Raw genomic sequence first — 18,600 nt, 5'->3', positions numbered from 1 at the left:
CATACCATCACCGAAAAAATTCTGGTGCCAAAGGTATTCCCAAGGCGGTTTGTTGCAGTCCTACATCGGTTACTATTCAAAACATCTGTTCAAAATGCCAGCCAGTGATGACTGGCATTTTTCTTTGTCATACTTCTATTATGCGGCCAGAATCGTCAATATCAACCCTCAGCTCAGTGTCAATTATTCACGCGCTAAGGCATCAATAGGGTTTAGCCTGGCAGCACTGCGGGCGGGTAGATAGCCAAACACCACCCCTATCACGGTTGAGCACAGGAACGCGCTGAATAGAGCCATTGGTGGGAAAGCAATTTGCCAGTTAGGTAAAAACATTTCCACAATCAAGCCAATAGCAAAGGATAGCGAGATACCGAGCGCCCCACCCACCAGACAAACCAGTATTGCCTCAATTAAGAATTGCTGCATAACATCACTGGAGCGCGCGCCCACGGCCATACGGATACCGATCTCTCGCGTACGTTCGGTCACTGACACCAGCATAATATTCATCACGCCAATTCCACCGACCACCAGCGAAATTACCGCCACCAATGTCAGGAACAATTGCATGGTTCGAGTGGTTTTTTCTGCCGTTTGCAGCAAGCTATCCATGTTGTATGTGAATATGTCTTTCTTGCCATGACGCATGGTCAATAACCTGACCAACTGCTGTTCAGCCTCTTTACTGCTATAGCCCTCTTTGATGCGGATAGTGATTGAGTCAAAATAGGAGCGCCCCATCAGCCGGCTCGCCATAGTGCTGTAAGGAACCCATACCCGCAGCGCTTTGCTGCTACCGAACATGGATTGCTTTTCCTCAACCACACCCACAATCGTTGCGGGCATATTGCCAATCAATATCACCTCCCCAACAACCTCTTTGAGGTGAGGAAACAGGCGGCGCTGAGTATTACGGTCAATAACCACCACTTGTGACTGACGCTCAACCTGTTCACTGGTAATCGAAGTTCCTTGTTCGAGTTTCATGCCATATACCCGAAAATACTGCTCACTCACCCCAGACACACTGGCAGCCACATCAATATTGCCATAGCGCAGCCGCATACTGCCGGCGATTGTCGGGGATACGGCACTGACATAAGACTGCGCTCTCAGTGCCGTCATGTCGTCATGAACCAATGCTTGCCGAGTACTGGGATCATCATCGCCAAAATCTTTGCCTGGATAAACGTCAATGGTATTGGTACCAATGGCTCGAATATCCGCCAGCACCAGCTGTTTGGCGGCGTCCCCAACCACCAATATCGAGACCACCGAAGCAATACCAATAATGATGCCCAACATGGTCAGCGCGGTACGCATTTTATTGGCCGACATAGCACGCCAAGCCATCAATAGTGCCTCACGGAAACGGCCAGTTAACTGCTGCCATGACGGTGCCGGTGGCGTCAGACTAATGGCCTCTGAAGCTGCGGCGGTTGCTACTGTTTTTGACCCAGAATCGGCCATTATGCGGCCATCTTTAATCTCAATGATTCGCTCGGCCTGAGACGCGACAGTCGGATCATGAGTCACGATAATGACCGTGTGTCCCTGCTGTTGTAGCTGTTTCAAGATGGCCATCACTTCGACACTGGAATGGCTATCCAGTGCGCCAGTGGGTTCATCGGCAAGAATCACCTGCCCGCCATTCATTAAAGCACGAGCAATACTGACGCGCTGCTGTTGCCCACCAGAGAGTTGATTAGGTTGATAACTGACACGGTCACCCAGCCCTAGCCGGGTTAATAACATGTTCGCCCGCTCACGGCGTTCATTTTTACCCACACCGGCATAAACCGCCGGAACTTCCACATTGTGGGCCGCGCTAAGATGAGGCAACAGGTGATAGCGCTGGAAAATAAAGCCGAAATGTTCACGCCGCAGTGCTGCCAGTGCATCGTTATCTAATGCGGCAACATCTTGACCTGCGACGCGGTAAACACCGGCACTCGGCTTATCCAGACAGCCAAGAATGTTCATTAGCGTAGATTTACCTGAGCCGGAAGCACCAATAATTGCCACCAGTTCACCGGCATTGATCGTGAGTGAGACATCCTGCAGTACATCAACGATTTCTTCGCCGGACTGATAGCTACGACGGATGCCATTTAATTCAAGCAATGCCGCCATTATGCTTCCTCCGCGCCACCGCGGCTTACGATGACTTCCTCACCCACATTTAAACCCGATAGCACCTGCACATCAACGTTATTGCGAATGCCAATTGTCACTTCGCGTTTCTCTTCTTTACCCTCTTTCAGTACCGCAACCTGGTAACGATTAATCCCCAGTTCATCGCCTAATGCCGATAATGGGATAACCATCGCCTGCGGAACATTCGCTAGCTGGATTGACACTTGCGCCGTCATTTGTAGCCGCAATAGCCGATCCGGGTTCGGCACTTCAAAACGCGCCGAATAGAAAATCGCATCATTCACTTTTTCAGGGGTGGGTTGGATATCTTTTAATACGCCATCAAAGTGCTTGCCGGGGTCACCCAACACCGTAAATGAGGCTTTCATGCCCGGTTTAAGATGAATAACGTCGGCTTCTGAAACCTGTGCGTTAACCAGCATGGTGCTCATATCCGCCAGCGTCAGAATATTCGGTGCTTGCTGCGCGGCGATCACGGTCTGGCCTTGCAAGGTGGTAATTTGCACCACATCGCCATCCATGGGTGCCGAAATCTTGGTGTAATCCAGATTAATATTGGCCGTATCCAGGCTAGCTTTGGTTTTATTGATTTGCGCATTAATAGTCTCAACCTGCGCTTTTTTCACCGCCAGCGTGGTACTGGCTTGATCCAAGTCCTGACGTGAAACGGCCTGCAATTTCGCCAGTTCTTGCTGACGACGCAGAGTCACTTCCGCCAGTTGTTGCTCAGCTTTTGCCTGCACCAACTGGGCATTCAGATCCTGCAATGTCGCCTCGACTTCTTTAATTTGGTTCTGCGCCTGTTGCGGATCAATCATCGCCAGCAGTTGCCCTTGCTTAACTTGGTCGCCAATTTCCACATACAGTTTTTCCAACTGACCACTCACCTGAGCGCCCACATCAACTTTGCGAACAGCATCGAGTTTACCGGTTGCCAGTACATTTTGTTGCAGGTCACGATGGGCCACTTTCACAGTTTGAAATTGCACCGGTGCGGGTGCCATCAGGTGTCGAATAATGAAAAAGCCACCGATAACTAACACTGCAATTGCGATAAACCATCGGCGCTGACTTCTACTTAACTGCATCAAAGCAATTACCTTCCTTAATTGTTAATGACCAACCCGTTGAAAATAGCATCAGAAATTCTCATTTAGCTAAACCAAATATCAATGCCTATCTGGCAACAGGGGGAATCTAAGATGCATTGAGGCTCTGTTTAGTTCCCATTTGTTTCAATAGCGCCGGAAATACATTGATATGACGGATTTAATAATGCAAAACATAAAGAATACCGTATTAATCCCTAATGATATTAACCGTTGGGGGTTAATTACATTACTATTCAAAGGTCATCAAGCACTCGGCGGTTCATGGAAAGAATTACAGTTTCGGCTTAAATTTATTGCCAGGGCCTTAATTTGCCCAAAGCTGACCTTTAACTTGCTCGGCGTGCTGGTGAAACAGCCGCTGCTTAACAACATACTTCGCGCTCAACCTGATTTACCCTGTAAATTGCATCGCCCCTATCTGACGAACACGCTCAATAATCGCCAAAAACTGAGGGTATTACAGGATCACTTCAAGCTGACCAACCAATGTATCCCTGAATCACTGCACCACAATATTTTACATCATTCACCTTACAAACTGACTGAGTTAATCGGTAAAAATGATGAACAGTATTCTCTTTATTTGGGTAGCCTTGCAAAATTCAATAAAGAGGGCGAAATTACGCTGATGTTGGCTAATGAGCAACAACAAACACTGGCACAGCTGACCTTTAGCCTATTTTATTATCAAAACCAAAAAACCTTGTTTATTGGTGGCTTACAAGGTGCAGATAATGAAACACCGCATCACGAAATTCATGCCAGTACCAAAGCTTGTCATGGGTTATTTCCTAAACGCCTGGTTTTGGAAGCCACTTGCTGCCTCGCGGAACTTATGGGAATCACACACATTATTGCCGTAGGGAATGCCACACATATTTATCAAAACTGGCGTTACCGAGCGAAGAAAAAAGATAAATTACACGCAGATTATGACAACTTCTGGATATCTCTAGGTGGGGTGCCGTGCGCAGAAGGCCATTTCCGTTTACCGGCCAAGATTGCACGCAAATCGATTGAAGATATTGCCAGTAAAAAACGTGCCGAATATCGCCGTCGTTATCAATTACTTGAGCAACTCGAAAACGGCTTGAGCACGCATTTCACCCGCAATTTATAGCATTAACCATTTAATATATATGACGTTAATCAGCCCGCCCTCTCGCCAGCCACACGACTCGAGAAAACATTTTTTTCAATAATGGGGGGACCGACTCTACCCCCCAATCTCTGGCCTGATTGGTAATCTCAATAGCTAAATCCGGTTTTGATGTGCGATGAATGGCTTTTTCAATCACCCGGCGCGGCTGCGTTTTCGCATTAGCTGGAATAGCCGAGATTCGGTGATACACCTCGTCAAAACCCTCACGATACAAAAAGTGCTCCATATCTGGCGCGGGTAAGATAGTCAAACGATCGCGTTCGTGATCTCGCCCGTCAACCGCCATATTACGTACTGTCGCTGCATACTTCTTACCCGCCTCATCACCGTCAGTCAGAACATGCCACTGTATCCCCATCCTGTTGGCAAATTTCAGTAACGGCCGTAGGCCACTCTGAGCAAACTCAATCACTTTTACTCCTTCAGCTTCAAAGTGATAGCCACACTGGCGCGCCAGTTCGTTAAGTAACCAGATTTCGGTTTCCCCTTCAACTAACAGCCAGCAGCGGGCGAACAATGCCGAGGGCCGATTGAAACGAATATGAAATGCGATACGACGGCTGTCTTCAGAACTCATACCGCGCGGCCCAATGCGGTAAGTCGCAACTTTAGAAGACTCACGTACCAACCGACAAATACTCTCAATTGGCACTAACGACACTAACTCGCCGGAGTTGGTGGTGGTAATGCGCTGAAGGGGAAGCTGGCTAAGCAGTCCCCAGGCAACAGACAGCATAATGGGATGCAAACGGGTTTCCGGGTCCTCGACCAACAGCAGTGGGCGAGCATGTGGATCAAGACTTAGTGGCCCTTTGGCTTGCAGTAATGTTGAAAACATTCCCAGAATAATGAGTCGCATGCTGCGGCTATTGGGTTCTGCCACCATACGGTTGATGCTATCGAGAGCAAGCCATGCCTCGCGTTCCGGTTGTGGCCGATAGTGGTGGTTACGCAAGTTGGCTGATTGTGATCCAAATTCTGCAAAGTAGTGCTCCAGCAGTTGGCGCATCGCTTCCAACCCTTGGCGCAGTTCGGAATTAGTTAATTTCTGCGGATTACGTACCAACTCTCGGCTTAATTGATTCAGTTGCTGGTTCAGAACCATTTTATCGGGTTGGAGGTTATTCTCTGCGGTGGTAGTGCGTAGCCGACGTATAAAGCGTGCATCCCGCAACCGTAACACCGGATGAATACGAATAACACCACGCGCCAGTTTTTCAATATCGTGCAATGCCAGTGGCAGCCCTTCTAAATCGAGGAAACTGCGCCAAGTACACACGGTATCATCGTCAGCTAGCTCACCTTCAATCCGATAATAAATACGATGTAAACCATCGTCATTTTTTATCCACAGCGGCGCTAATTGGCGGTAACGGGGGGCACGCCAATGACCAATGTCTTTTTCGCAAAATGTGAAAATAATCTGTAAGTGGCGTTCTTTCGCACTTTCATCTCCTGCAGGGTGATAAAAATCCTGCGAGGTGAAATGGTAAAGTTGAGGTTCAGGGGATAAAAGTAACGTGAGGGCATCTAATAAGCTGGATTTACCCCAAGCATTCTCACCGATAAGCACTGTATTATCATCAAGATTCAATGAAATGCGATTAATACCGCGAAAACCGACAATATCGACACGTTCAAGATACATGCTACGCCTCCGGTGCGAATGTATTCGTAGTGATACTATCAGATTCCAGGCTTAATCTATTACCTGATTATCTGAAGCAAAAAACCTTATAGCTCAAGTACCACGGCAGTTGGCGCTCTTTACTCTCTCCCTGATTTTAGATAGTTTATTGCGCCACAGCCCATTATTCATCTACTTATAATACCCAAAGTCATTGGCATTACAGCAAGGCCGCAAACGAATGACAAATTGGTTGTAAACCGATTTGAACAGCAATTGCGCTGGCGCCTCTAATAAAGCTCATAAACCCGATGAGTATACATAGCAGACGCGTACAGGCCGCTAGCACAACTGTAAGGTCAATGAAGAAAGGTATAGGACGGTATAACTCGTGTACTCAGGATTGCTGATCATTCTTTTGCCGTTAATTATTGGTTATCTAATCCCACTTAGCCGCAAACCATTAATTCAATTGATCAACCGCTTATTAAGCTGGATGGTCTACGTTATTTTATTTTTTATGGGTATCAGCCTGGCATTTCTCGAAAACCTCAGTGCTAACCTGTTGCTTATATTTCAATATACCGGCATCTTTTTTCTGTGTATTTTTTGCGCCAATTTACTGGCATTGTTTTTACTCGAACGCAAAACTCCATGGAAAAATACACATCGCCAAGAAGCGCTGCCATCGCGCCTGCATATGGCATTGGAATCACTAAAACTGTGCGGCGTAGTGATTGTCGGTTTTCTGCTGGGGTTGACCCAATGGGAGTGGCTACAATTTGCGGCGAAAGGCAGCGAACTGGCGCTGATCTTCTTGCTGTTTTTAGTGGGTATTCAATTACGTAACAGTGGCATGACACTGCGCCAAATTGTGTTAAATCGCCGTGGCACCATAGTGGCATTTGTGGTGGCGATCAGTGCATTGGCAGGTGGCGCTATTGCCGCAGTATTGATTGGATTGCCGGTTAAAACGGGGTTAGCGATGGCTTCCGGTTTTGGCTGGTATTCTCTATCAGGCATTTTATTGACCGATACATTCGGCCCAGTAATTGGAAGTGCCGCATTTTTCAATGATCTGGCCCGCGAACTGGTGGCGATTATGCTGATCCCCACACTGGTGCGCAGTAGCCGTTCTACTGCATTGGGCTTATGCGGTGCCACCTCTATGGACTTCACCTTACCAGTATTACAGCGCAGTGGCGGGCTGGAAATGGTTCCAGCGGCTATCGTGCACGGCTTTTTACTAAGCTTGCTGGCACCGATCTTGATTGCTTTTTTCTCCTCATAGCGTTTCTATTGCGCAGTAAGTCTCTCGGTTTACTGCGCAATACCCCTGCCTAATACTGAATAAATTCTCATTCGCAGCAAAAGTTGCGCTAAATCAAAACAAGTTAAAGTTGCATTAAAAAAGCCTTTTTAAACTCCCGTGGCACCTCTATGCTTTTAAACACGCATTACAAATGCAACTTTAAAAAGGAAAAATAATTATGTTCTGTGTGCAATGTGAACAAACCATCCGAACACCTGCGGGTAACGGTTGCTCTTACGCGCAAGGAATGTGTGGAAAAACCGCCGAGACCTCTGATTTACAAGACTTATTGGTTGCGGTATTACAAGGGCTTTCGGCTTGGGCATTGACCGCCCGCGAACTTGGCATTGTCGATCATCAGATTGATAGCTTTGCACCCAGAGCCTTTTTCTCAACCTTAACCAATGTAAATTTTGATTCAGACCGCATTGTCGGCTATGCCAAAGAAGCCATCCAGCTACGCCATTCACTGGCTATTCGCTGCCGTCTGATTGACAACACTATTACTGTCGACCATCCGCTGGCCGAACTACAACTGCAGTCAGACGACATCTCTATCTTGCAACAACAATCGCAGCAATTCGCATTAAATAGCGACAAAGCTGAGGTCGGTGACGATATTCATGGTTTGCGGATGCTGTGTTTGTATGGCCTAAAGGGGGCGGCGGCCTATATGGAACACGCCCATGTATTAGGCCAGTTTGATGAGCAGATTTATGCCGAATATCATGCCTACATGGCGTGGTTGGGCACGCAACCACGTGATGTCGATACGTTGCTCAATAATGCCATGGGCATTGGCAAAATGAACTTCAATGTCATGGCTATTTTAGACCGTGGTGAAACCCAGGCTTACGGCGATCCACAGCCAACGTCGGTTAACGTGCGCCCTGTCGCCGGTAAAGCCATACTGATCTCCGGCCATGATCTCAAAGACTTACAGATGCTGCTGGAACAGACTCAGGGTACCGGCGTGAATATTTATACCCACGGCGAAATGCTGCCCGCCCACGGCTACCCAGAGTTAAAACGTTACCCACATTTAGTTGGGAACTACGGCAGTGGTTGGCAGAATCAGCAGACAGAATTTGCCAAATTCCCCGGCCCTATATTGATGACATCCAACTGTATTATTGACCCGAATGTAGGCAATTACGGCGACCGCATCTGGACGCGCAGTATTGTTGGCTGGCCGGGTGTCAATCATCTGGAAGGCGACGACTTTGCACGGGTTATTGAGCAAGCACAGGGCATGGCCGGTTTCCCCTACAATGAACTGGAACATCTGATTACAGTCGGTTTTGGTCGCCAGACCTTACTGAATGCCGCAGACACTGTCATTGATTTAGTCGCCAGCAAAAAACTGCGCCATGTTTTCCTGGTGGGTGGCTGTGATGGAAGCCGTACAGAACGCAGCTATTTCACCGACTTTGCTCGCAGTGTACCGCAAGATTGCATCATCATGACACTGGCTTGTGGTAAATATCGTTTCAATAAATTGGATTTTGGCACTCTGGAAGGCTTACCGCGTTTACTGGATGTCGGCCAATGCAATGATGCCTATTCAGCCATTATGTTGGCGGTTAAGTTATCAGAAAAGTTAGGCTGTACCGTCAATGACCTGCCACTGAGTCTGGTGCTGTCTTGGTTTGAACAAAAAGCCATTGTTATTTTGCTGACCTTACTGTCATTAGGTGTAAAAAATATTTATACCGGCCCGACAGCTCCGGGGTTCCTGACTGACAACCTGATGGCCATTCTCTATGAGAAATTTGGCATGCGGCCCATTACGACCGTAGAGCAAGATATGAACGCGATTTTGGGTAACTAAGCCGATAACAGCCAGCCCGGTTAATGCATTTTTCGCCTCTGACCGGGCTTTTATTCATGATTTCTGACTGCTTTTTTGCTAATTATCTGATTCGTTGTGAGGCCCCGATGACCGATTTTATTCCCAGTGACTGCCCAACCTCCCTCTGCCCTAACCGCATGCAAGTCCACTCAATCGTGCAAGAAACCCCTGATGTCTGGAGCCTGCGCTTAATTAATCACGATTTTTACCCCTACTTACCGGGGCAATATGCTTTAGTCAGTATTCGTAACAGTGATGAAACCCTACGAGCTTATACGATCTCCTCCACTCCCGGATTAAGCCCTTTTATCCAATTGACGGTGCGCCGCTTAGCCGATGGCGAAGGCTCAAGGTGGCTGACTCAACAGGTCAACGAGGGTGATTATCTGTGGTTATCTGATGCTCAAGGCGAATTTACTTGCGCCCACGCTGCTGATGATCACTACCTGATGCTGGCTGCTGGCTGCGGTGTTACTCCAATAATATCGATGTGCCGTGATGTGCTGGCCCGCCGCGCGCAAGCAGATATCCGCGTCATTTTTAATGTTCGCACCCCGGCGGATGTGATTTTTGCTGATGAGTGGCAAAGATTATTGCAGCGTTATCCACAACAATTACAACTGACACTGATGGCAGAGTCTGAAGCAACAGCCGGATTTATTGCTGGGCGAATTAATGCTCAGGTGATGCAGCAAGTGGCTCCGGACATTGCCCGCCGTCGTGTCATGACCTGCGGGCCTGCACCCTATATGAATTGGGTCGAGCAGTATTGTCGCGAGCAGTCGGTGCCCACGGATCATTTCCAGAAAGAGCAATTTCGCACTGCCGACAATGCTATTGATGCCAGTAATCAATTGACGATGACTATCAGCCACCCACTGCGCCAAGTGAAAGTCCCAGTCGGTACTTCACTGTTATTTGCTCTGGAACAACACCAAGTCCCAGTCATGGCCGCTTGTCGTGCAGGAGTCTGTGGCTCATGTAAGACCCGTATTGTGCAGGGTAAATACACCACCACCAGCACCATGACGTTGACACCAGAAGACATTGCCCAAGGTTATGTGCTGGCATGCAGTTGTCAGTTGCAAGGTGATATCCAACTGGCCTAAACCCACCTTTAGCCGCCCCATACTGGTGTATATCTACCTTTTAATGGGGCAATTATTGTTAAACACGCCATACTTTGACCTCATAGAATAATGACTCGCCATTAATCCTTGAGGGAACAACTATGAAGCAAACCGTGGCAACACTGGTCGCGAAAACGTTGGAGCAAGCTGGCGTTAAGCGAATTTGGGGTGTAACTGGGGACTCACTCAACGGCCTGAGTGACAGCCTGCACCGTATGGGAACTATCGAATGGTTAGGGACTCGCCATGAAGAAGTTGCCGCTTTCGCCGCTGGAGCCGAAGCTCAGCTCACCGGGCAGTTAGCCGTGTGTGCCGGTTCCTGTGGCCCAGGCAACCTGCATCTGATTAATGGTTTATTTGATTGCCATCGCAACCACGTTCCGGTGCTCGCCATCGCCGCGCATATTCCCTCCAGCGAAATTGGCAGCGGCTATTTCCAAGAAACCCACCCACAAGAACTGTTCCGTGAATGCAGTCACTACTGTGAATTGGTCTCTAATCCAGAACAGTTGCCGCGCGTGCTGGAAATTGCCATGCGCAAAGCCATTCTTAACCGCGGTGTTTCAGTGATTGTGTTGCCGGGTGATGTTGCGCTACAAGCCGCGCCTGAAGATGCTGCCATCGTGTGGCAAACCCCTAAACTGCCGTTAATTCAGCCACTGATGAGTGAGTTGAATATTTTGGCGCAGACCCTTAACCAAGCAAAAAATATCACGCTGATGTGCGGCAGTGGTTGCGCCGATGCCCATGATGAAGTCGTAAAATTAGCTGAAATGCTTCAAGCTCCGGTGGTGCATGCCCTGCGTGGAAAAGAATATATTGAGTGGGATAATCCTTATAGCGTGGGGATGACCGGGCTGATTGGTTTCGCCTCCGGCTATCATGCGATGATCAACGCCGATACCTTGGTGCTATTAGGAACACAATTCCCCTACCGCGCGTTTTATCCAACCAATGCGAACATTATTCAAATTGATATCAATCCAGGCAGCATCGGTGCTCACTGCCCGGTCAATATGGCGCTGGTCGGTGACATCAAAACCACCCTTAGTGCACTGTTACCACAGCTAGAAGCCAAAAGTGACAAGGCATTCTTGAATAAAGCGCTGGAACACTATCGTACCACCCGTAAAGATCTTGACGGGCTGGCAACCGCTAATGACAGCCAACCTATTCATCCCCAGTATCTGGCGCAGCAAATTAGCCGCCATGCTACTGATGATGCCATTTTTACTTGCGATGTTGGCACGCCAACCGTCTGGGCTGCGCGATATCTGGCAATGAACGGTAAGCGGCGTTTGTTAGGTTCGTTTAACCATGGTTCGATGGCGAATGCCATGCCGCAAGCTATTGGCGCACAAGCCACTGATATGGACAGGCAAGTTATCGCCTTATGTGGCGATGGCGGTTTCACCATGCTAATGGGGGATTTCCTCACGCTGGCGCAGCTAAAATTGCCAGTAAAAATTGTGATATTTAATAACAGCGTGCTGGGCTTTGTCGCCATGGAGATGAAGGCCGGGGGTTATCTGACTGACGGCACCGACTTACATAACCCAGACTTTGCTGCGATTGCCAATGCCGCCGGGATCAAAGGAATTCGAGTAGAAAAAGCCTCTGAGTTGAATACCGCACTGGAGAGTGCTTTCGCGCATCCGGGGCCAGTATTGGTGGATGTAGTCACCGCCAAGCAAGAACTTTCGATGCCACCACAAATCAAGTTTGAGCAAGCCAAAGGATTCAGCTTGTACATGCTCAGAGCTATTATTAATGGCCGAGGTGATGAAGTGGTCGAACTGGCAAAAACTAACTGGTTACGTTGATAAGCCGCGTTTCAATTAATAAAAATCCTCCTCGTTTTTCCCGCCAATGATACCGCTGTTGTATCGGCATCATTGGCACACCATTCTTCTATTGCCTCCAGCCAGTTAACAGATTTCACATCATATATAGACAAGAATTATGCAGACGCATGAGGCTGTTTTAGTTTGAAGGGCTAAAAAATATCGGTGAGCACATGCTTTTTGGCATAGAAAAAGGGCAGTTGGATACTTTTCTCAATAAACACCATATGAAACTGCTTGGTGAAATGGATGCCAATATTCTTGAAAAGCGCTTTTTTTACTCATTCACCAGGAAAGGTGCTGGGCAAACTGAATACCGCGCTGGCTATCGCCCACGCTATTAAATAAAAATCAGAATAAAATCAGCCAATAAGCTTCTGGCTCGAGCCTATTATGCTATTTAAAACAAATAACGCTTCAGTGGGCTTTTTTGTTTCAATATTCTCGCTATGATGAAACAACGCTTTTCTTTCCCAGCCGCGAGAAAATTATGCTTATCGATTTACGCAGTGACACAGTAACGCAACCTAGCGCCGCGATGCGCAATGCTATGGCCAATGCCGAAGTGGGTGATGATGTGTATGGCGATGACCCGACAGTTAATGCTTTAGAAGCTCAAGCAGCCCGGTTATCAGGTAAAGAAGCTGCACTCTTCTTGCCAACCGGCACCCAGGCAAATTTGGTGGCGCTGTTAACTCACTGTCAGCGTGGTGAAGAGTACATTGTCGGCCAGAAGGCGCATAACTACCTGTATGAAGCTGGCGGTGCCGCTGTTCTTGGGAGTATTCAGCCACAACCTATTGATGCCAATGATGACGGCACGCTGCCTTTAGATAAAGTTCTGGCAGCCATCAAGCCTGATGATATTCATTTTGCCCAAACCCGACTGTTAAGTTTGGAAAATACTCACAGCGGTAAAGTATTGCCACTGAGCTATTTACAGCAAGCCAGAGCATTGACTCGTGAGCATAAGCTCGCACTGCACATTGATGGCGCACGTATCTTTAACGCTGCAGTGGCACTAAATGTGCCATTAAGCGAGATTAGCCAATATTGCGACACCTTAACCATTTGTCTTTCTAAGGGCTTGGGCGCACCGGTAGGCTCGCTGCTGTGTGGCAGTGCTGAATACATTCACCGCGCCCGCCGTTGGCGAAAAATGACCGGCGGAGGCATGCGTCAGGCTGGGATCCTTGCCGCCGCAGGGTTATATGCCTTAGAGCATCATGTCGCTCGCCTAAAAGACGACCACGACAATGCCATATGGCTGGAGCAACAACTTGGCTCATTGGATATCGAAATTGTGGCTCCCGGCGCACAAACCAATGTGTTGTATATTAAGCAATCGGCTGAATATGCAGCCAAACTTGGCCCTTGGATGCACGAACGTGGTGTATTAATCAGCGCCGGCCCCATCACCCGAATGATTACTCATCTTAATATCAGCCGCGCAGATCTGGAAAAAGTGGTCGCGTTGTGGCGTGAATTTTTGATAGAACAGCGCTCATGACACCACAACGGATCTTGGTACTAGGTGCCAGTGGCTATATCGGTCAGCACCTTATTCCAAAGCTTAGCCAACAGGGGCACCAAGTCATTGCTGCCGCCCGCCGTATCGAGTGGTTAAAAGAGCAACCATGGCCTGGAGTCGATTGCCGCTTTGTTGACCTTTATCAGCCCGCAACCTTAAATGCCGCCCTGCAAGATATTGATATTGTTTACTATCTGGTGCATGGCATGGGTGACGGGCAGGATTTGATTGAGCAAGAACGTATTGCGGCCAATAATATGAAGGTCGCCTTACAGCATGTTGCCAGTACATCATCTTCTCCGGTCAAGCAGGTTATTTTTCTGGGAGCCTCACAGCCCGATGATAGCAAATCCTCTCACCTGATTGCCCGCAAACTGACCGGTGACTTGCTGCGCCAAAGTGGCATCCCGGTGACAGAACTGCGCGCCAGTATCATCATTGGCCCCGGCTCTGCGGCCTTTGAAGTGATGCGCGATATGGTCTATAACCTGCCAATCCTAACGCCACCGCGTTGGGTACGGTCAAAATCCTCACCGGTTGCATTAGAAAATCTGCTGGTTTATTTGACCGAGTTGCTCAATCATCCGTCGGCCGAAAACCGTATTTTCGATGTCGCCGGGCCGGAATATATAAGTTATCAGACCATGTTCGAGCGCTTTATCGCCATCAGTGGCAAACGGCGTTGGCTGGTGCCTATTCCTCTCCCTACCCGCTTTATCTCCGTCTATTTCATCAATATGATCACCTCGGTACCAACGTCAATTGCCAGCGCCTTGATTGAAGGGCTGAATCACGACTTGCCTGCCGACGGACAAGCTTTACAAGCACTAATTCCTCAGCAACTCATCAGTTTTGATGATGCCGTTAAAGAGACGTTGCGCCGTGAAGATGAGGTGGTGGACTCAGCGGATTGGGGCTATGACCCAGAGGCGCGCGCACGCTGGCGTCCGGGTTACGGTTTTTATCCCAAACAGGCGGGCTGCCAACTCTATACCACCGCCTCCAGTGAGGCACTGTGGCACGTGGTACAACAAATTGGCGGCAAAGAGGGGTATTTCTATGGTAATCCGCTGTGGAAAATCCGCGCCTGGATGGATGACATTGCCGGTGGTGGCGTCGTTTATGGTCGCCCACAGAGGGAAACACTCGAATTGGGTGACCTGATTGATGGCTGGAAAGTTATCACTCTCAAGCCAATGCGCCAGTTAGCCATGATGTTTGGTATGAAAGCGCCGGGACTGGGGCGTCTGACCTTTACTATCAAAGACTTGGGTGGGCGTCGAAGTTTTGATGTTCGGGCATGGTGGCACCCGGCAGGTTTTAACGGATTACTCTACTGGTTTGTCATGATGCCCGCACACCTGTTTATTTTCCGTGGGATGGCCAAGCGAATTACTACCTTAGCCGAACAATATGACCGCGAGAACAGCCCAGAGGGCGGCTCCCTCTCCAACTTGAAAGATAACCAGCATAACCAATAGATTTCAAATCGCAGGTAGGCGGCAAATGAAAGCAGCCAACACCCCTGCGGCTTGAAAGATAACCCGCATACCCGATAGATTTCAAATCGCAGGTAGGCGGCAAATGAAAGCGTCCCGATGAGCTTACATCAGTAAGTGATTCGGGCAAATGAAAGCAGCCAACACCCCTGCGGCTTGAAAGATGAAGGGTATAGGTCGTTTCTGATTGCATAGCGCATCATTTCACGGAAGAATGGCATCTTATTTGCTGAGCGAATAATTCAAAGCTCTAGCATTCTGATTTTTGGTGGGAACCGAATTTGCTATGAAGGTATTGGTTACCGGTGCAACCTGCGGGCTAGGCCGAAATGCCGTTGAATATCTCCGTCGTCAAGGCATCAAAGTCATCGCCACCGGTAACAACCCGGCGATGGGCGCATTATTGACAAAAATAGGCGCTGAATTTATTCATGCTGATCTGACAAATCTGGTTTCCTCGCAGGCAAAAGCCATGCTGGCGGATGTCGATACTTTGTGGCATTGCTCCAGTTTTACCTCGCCGTGGGGGACTGAACAAGCTTTTGAATTGGCAAATGTCCGCGCCACACGCCGCTTGGGTGAATGGGCCGCTGCTTATGGCGTAGAGAATTTTATTCATATCTCCTCACCTGCCATTTATTTCGATTATCACCACCATCGTAATATTCAGGAGGATTTCCGTCCGGTACGTTTTGCCAACGAATTCGCCCGTAGTAAGGCCGCCGGAGAAGAAGTTATCCAACAATTGGCGCTGTCCAACCCGCAGACCCATTTCACTATTTTGCGGCCGCAAGGTTTATTCGGCCCGCATGACACGGTGATGCTCCCGCGCCTGCTACAGATGATTAAATATTATGGCACCTTGCTGCTCCCACGCAGCGGTGATGCATTGGTGGACATGACCTATCTGGAAAATGCTGTTCATGCCATGTGGCAGGCGACCCAAAGCCAGAGTACCTTGTCGGGTCGAGCTTACAATATTACCAATCAGCAACCCCGCCCGCTGCGCACTATCGTGCTACATTTGTTGGAAGAGCTGGGGATGACATGCCGTATTCGCTCCGTGCCCTACCCGATGATGGATATTATGGCCAGGGCGATGGAGAAGTTGGGCAATAAAGCCGAGAAAGAGCCGGTCCTGACCCATTATGGCGTCGCTAAACTCAATTTTGACCTAACACTCGATACCCATCGTGCTGAATTGGAGTTGGGTTATCGCCCCATAGTCTCGTTGGACGAAGGTATTATTCGCACCGCTCGCTGGTTAAAAGAACATGGTAAATTACGCGGTTGATAAGAGTGGATGACGACCAGAAATAGGAAGTTGGCATTTCCCTCATCCGCTATTTTTACTGTTCATTATCACCACCACTCATGGTGATAATTCGGGCCAGTACTTATTTATCAGTGATGTTACTGATAGGGTTATTGGCTAACTACACCATAAACGCTGAGCGTTAAACAATGCCTTCTATCATCAATAGCTTGATACTTATTATCCTTTATTTTGTCCCTTTTATTATTGCGAAAAATCGTAAACATAATAAAACGGGCTCTATTTTCCTGGCTAACCTACTGTTTGGCTGGACACTTATTGGTTGGGCTGTGAGCCTGGTTTGGTCATTGTCATCCGATGTTAGCCCATTAGGGGTAATGGCTAAAAAAGATCTTCAGCGGCATCTCCCAGGAATAAAATGCCCATTCTGTGGCTCAATGAATATCGCTAATACGACTATTTGCCATGCTTGTGGCAAGGATCAAGCCGTAATGGCTGGTAGCACCAAACTCAATACAACCAATAAAATTGTCAGCTATGCCCGTAAAGACCCATCAATAGGAATAGTTGGCTTACAAGGTAAACCAAACAAGAAATCCAAATCTCAGATTAATATCAATAATAACTAGCCGCTTATCGCATTATTGGCAAAAGCAATATACGCTCAGCATAAGACAGTGAGGAAAATAGGTTTTATACTACAATCACTTTCATAATAGATTCTTTCACTTAAGGTCATCATATGAAAAAGAAAAATATTGCCCTGATTCTCCCTCTCGCCGTTTTGCTCAGCGCTTGTACCAGTTCCGTTTCCCCAGCATTCAAGGACATCAGCAGCCGCAGCGCACCTTGTGTTGAGGGCGGCCCAGACCAGGTCGCACAACAATTCTATGACTTGCGGGTTCAGCAAATTGGCACGAAGAGCGGCTTACCTGATGACAATTTATCAGCCCAATTTCGTCCTTATCTGAGTCAGGCACTGTATGAAACCATCCAAACTGCCAGAAAACAGGCCGGAAACCGCAGCGCGACTCAGGTGAATACCACCCAAACTATTAATGGTGATATTTTTACTAGCCTCCGAGAGGGCAGCACCAGTGCCGACGTCGCCAGCGCCTCAACCATCCCTAATACCGATGCGCGCAATATTCCGTTACGTGTCAATTTAACGCACCAAACAGCAGACGGGAAATCCGTAGCGTGGCAGGATGAAGTGTTAATGATCCGCGAAGGAACCTGCTGGGTGGTTGATGATATTCGCTTTATGGGCGTATCTGCCCCAGCCAGCAGCCTGCGTCAACTTCTCGGCGATCACTAACTCCATTATCTATTCTTCCAGTAAACAACCTTTGTGTTTACTGGAAGTTACTTGATATAAAAGCTATTTCCCGTCATTCACTGCAAATATAAACCTTAACAAGGACGTCGTCATTATGCCTCCATTCATCCGGTTTATCGCTGTTAGCTGTTTTTTTATCACTGCAACAGTACAAGCTCAAGATTGTGGGCAAACCGCCCAACTGCTTAATGAACGTTTAAGTTATATGAAGGATGTCGCGGGCTATAAAGCCGCAAAACATTTGCCGATAGAAGACCTTATCCAAGAAGATAAAGTGATGGATAAAAGTCTGGCTGAAGCCGAGTCGCTGGGGTTAAGTGGCGTATCTATCAAACCGTTCATGGAGGCACAAATCAATGCGGCAAAAGCCATCCAATATCGTTACCGTGCAGATTGGCTATCACAACCGGAAACACATTGGCAGCCAAAACCGCTGGATGAGGTTCGAACCCACATCAGTCAGTTAAGCAGCCATATTCTGCAACAGATAGCGCAAGAGCTAAAAACCTGTAAGCCAGCAGAGATGGGCAATAAAGCACTATTTATCAAAACCATCCGCCAACATAATTTAACAGAGGCTGATGTTGAGAGCATCTTCACAACATTCAATCAGGTAAAATTGAAATAGCGGTATTCGGTGTACCGGTTTTATTCCAGTAAACCGGTACTCTTTGATTTGCAAGTACAAACCTATTTTGGTTGTTTTTTAACCCACACTGCGGATGCTCTGTCAGATTTATTCATCGCGTGACAAATTCC

General features: G+C 48.1%; 15 protein-coding genes. 12 read left to right on the top strand and 3 right to left on the bottom strand.

Annotation, left to right across the window (positions count from 1 at the left end):
• Positions 1 to 183: 183 nt before the first annotated feature.
• Both macB and macA read right to left on the bottom strand, forming a co-directional pair.
• Positions 184 to 2,133 (bottom strand): macrolide ABC transporter ATP-binding protein/permease MacB, encoded by a 1,950-nt coding sequence (gene macB, locus DJ58_RS15470; RefSeq protein ID WP_004710702.1) that lies wholly within the window; start codon positions 2,131 to 2,133, stop codon positions 184 to 186.
• Complete coding sequence (gene macA, locus DJ58_RS15475) at positions 2,133 to 3,245, bottom strand: macrolide transporter subunit MacA (RefSeq protein ID WP_032911498.1); 1,113 nt, start codon at positions 3,243 to 3,245, stop codon at positions 2,133 to 2,135. Before macA ends, macB begins: the two co-directional genes overlap by 1 nt.
• Before the next feature lie 187 nt (positions 3,246 to 3,432).
• Between macA and DJ58_RS15480 the strand changes: the two genes are divergently transcribed.
• Positions 3,433 to 4,389, top strand: a complete 957-nt coding sequence (locus DJ58_RS15480) for a VirK/YbjX family protein (RefSeq protein WP_032911499.1) — start codon at positions 3,433 to 3,435, stop codon at positions 4,387 to 4,389.
• Between the two features lie 25 nt (positions 4,390 to 4,414).
• Here the strand turns inward: DJ58_RS15480 and DJ58_RS15485 are convergent, their stop codons facing one another.
• Positions 4,415 to 6,079, bottom strand: coding sequence for an ATP-dependent endonuclease (locus DJ58_RS15485; RefSeq protein WP_004710717.1), 1,665 nt, complete (start codon positions 6,077 to 6,079; stop codon positions 4,415 to 4,417).
• A 370-nt stretch (positions 6,080 to 6,449) separates the two neighbouring features.
• Between DJ58_RS15485 and DJ58_RS15490 the strand changes: the two genes are divergently transcribed.
• From DJ58_RS15490 to DJ58_RS15535, 11 genes are all read left to right on the top strand, one after another.
• Positions 6,450 to 7,349 carry a LysO family transporter gene (locus DJ58_RS15490; RefSeq protein WP_004710718.1) on the top strand — a complete coding sequence of 300 codons (900 nt, stop codon included), beginning with the start codon at positions 6,450 to 6,452 and terminating at the stop codon, positions 7,347 to 7,349.
• Between the two features lie 199 nt (positions 7,350 to 7,548).
• On the top strand, positions 7,549 to 9,201 hold the full coding sequence (hcp, locus tag DJ58_RS15495; protein ID WP_004710719.1) for a hydroxylamine reductase: 1,653 nt from the start codon (positions 7,549 to 7,551) through the stop codon (positions 9,199 to 9,201).
• A 107-nt stretch (positions 9,202 to 9,308) separates the two neighbouring features.
• Complete coding sequence (hcr, locus tag DJ58_RS15500) at positions 9,309 to 10,331, top strand: NADH oxidoreductase (protein ID WP_032911528.1); 1,023 nt, start codon at positions 9,309 to 9,311, stop codon at positions 10,329 to 10,331.
• 122 nt (positions 10,332 to 10,453) lie between these two features.
• Positions 10,454 to 12,175 carry a ubiquinone-dependent pyruvate dehydrogenase gene (poxB, locus tag DJ58_RS15505; protein WP_004710721.1) on the top strand — a complete coding sequence of 574 codons (1,722 nt, stop codon included), beginning with the start codon at positions 10,454 to 10,456 and terminating at the stop codon, positions 12,173 to 12,175.
• Between the two features lie 194 nt (positions 12,176 to 12,369).
• The gene (locus DJ58_RS23360) at positions 12,370 to 12,540 is read left to right on the top strand and encodes a hypothetical protein (protein ID WP_004710722.1); all 171 of its coding nucleotides are present in this window, start codon (positions 12,370 to 12,372) and stop codon (positions 12,538 to 12,540) included.
• 146 nt (positions 12,541 to 12,686) lie between these two features.
• Positions 12,687 to 13,706: a low-specificity L-threonine aldolase gene (gene ltaE / locus DJ58_RS15510; protein WP_004710723.1), complete on the top strand. Its 1,020-nt coding sequence runs from the start codon at positions 12,687 to 12,689 to the stop codon at positions 13,704 to 13,706.
• On the top strand, positions 13,703 to 15,208 hold the full coding sequence (locus DJ58_RS15515) for a DUF2867 domain-containing protein (protein WP_050413905.1): 1,506 nt from the start codon (positions 13,703 to 13,705) through the stop codon (positions 15,206 to 15,208). Before ltaE ends, DJ58_RS15515 begins: the two co-directional genes overlap by 4 nt.
• Positions 15,209 to 15,512: 304 nt before the next feature.
• Positions 15,513 to 16,520 carry an NAD-dependent epimerase/dehydratase family protein gene (locus DJ58_RS15520; protein ID WP_004710726.1) on the top strand — a complete coding sequence of 336 codons (1,008 nt, stop codon included), beginning with the start codon at positions 15,513 to 15,515 and terminating at the stop codon, positions 16,518 to 16,520.
• 170 nt (positions 16,521 to 16,690) lie between these two features.
• Positions 16,691 to 17,131 (top strand): superinfection immunity protein, encoded by a 441-nt coding sequence (locus DJ58_RS15525; RefSeq protein WP_004710728.1) that lies wholly within the window; start codon positions 16,691 to 16,693, stop codon positions 17,129 to 17,131.
• A gap of 113 nt (positions 17,132 to 17,244) precedes the next feature.
• Positions 17,245 to 17,820, top strand: a complete 576-nt coding sequence (locus tag DJ58_RS15530; protein WP_004710730.1) for a lipoprotein — start codon at positions 17,245 to 17,247, stop codon at positions 17,818 to 17,820.
• 115 nt (positions 17,821 to 17,935) lie between these two features.
• Positions 17,936 to 18,469, top strand: coding sequence for a chorismate mutase (locus tag DJ58_RS15535; RefSeq protein WP_004710733.1), 534 nt, complete (start codon positions 17,936 to 17,938; stop codon positions 18,467 to 18,469).
• Positions 18,470 to 18,600: the final 131 nt, after the last annotated feature.

This window comes from Yersinia frederiksenii ATCC 33641, assembly GCF_000754805.1.
Taxonomy (GTDB): domain Bacteria; phylum Pseudomonadota; class Gammaproteobacteria; order Enterobacterales; family Enterobacteriaceae; genus Yersinia; species Yersinia frederiksenii.
This window is presented reverse-complemented; position numbering and strand designations above follow the sequence as displayed.

Bases quoted from the DNA above. Each gene is read 5' to 3' on its own strand.
- DJ58_RS15480 (WP_032911499.1), top strand. From the start codon at position 3,433: ATGCAAAACATAAAGAATACCGTATTAATCCCTAATGATATTAACCGT.
- DJ58_RS23360 (WP_004710722.1), top strand. From the start codon at position 12,370: ATGCTTTTTGGCATAGAAAAAGGGCAGTTGGATACTTTTCTCAATAAA.
- hcp (WP_004710719.1), top strand. From the start codon at position 7,549: ATGTTCTGTGTGCAATGTGAACAAACCATCCGAACACCTGCGGGTAAC.
- hcr (WP_032911528.1), top strand. From the start codon at position 9,309: ATGACCGATTTTATTCCCAGTGACTGCCCAACCTCCCTCTGCCCTAAC.
- poxB (WP_004710721.1), top strand. From the start codon at position 10,454: ATGAAGCAAACCGTGGCAACACTGGTCGCGAAAACGTTGGAGCAAGCT.
- ltaE (WP_004710723.1), top strand. From the start codon at position 12,687: ATGCTTATCGATTTACGCAGTGACACAGTAACGCAACCTAGCGCCGCG.
- DJ58_RS15535 (WP_004710733.1), top strand. From the start codon at position 17,936: ATGCCTCCATTCATCCGGTTTATCGCTGTTAGCTGTTTTTTTATCACT.
- DJ58_RS15520 (WP_004710726.1), top strand. From the start codon at position 15,513: ATGAAGGTATTGGTTACCGGTGCAACCTGCGGGCTAGGCCGAAATGCC.
- macB (WP_004710702.1), bottom strand. From the start codon at position 2,133: ATGGCGGCATTGCTTGAATTAAATGGCATCCGTCGTAGCTATCAGTCC.
- DJ58_RS15530 (WP_004710730.1), top strand. From the start codon at position 17,245: ATGAAAAAGAAAAATATTGCCCTGATTCTCCCTCTCGCCGTTTTGCTC.
- macA (WP_032911498.1), bottom strand. From the start codon at position 3,245: ATGCAGTTAAGTAGAAGTCAGCGCCGATGGTTTATCGCAATTGCAGTG.
- DJ58_RS15525 (WP_004710728.1), top strand. From the start codon at position 16,691: ATGCCTTCTATCATCAATAGCTTGATACTTATTATCCTTTATTTTGTC.
- DJ58_RS15485 (WP_004710717.1), bottom strand. From the start codon at position 6,079: ATGTATCTTGAACGTGTCGATATTGTCGGTTTTCGCGGTATTAATCGC.
- DJ58_RS15515 (WP_050413905.1), top strand. From the start codon at position 13,703: ATGACACCACAACGGATCTTGGTACTAGGTGCCAGTGGCTATATCGGT.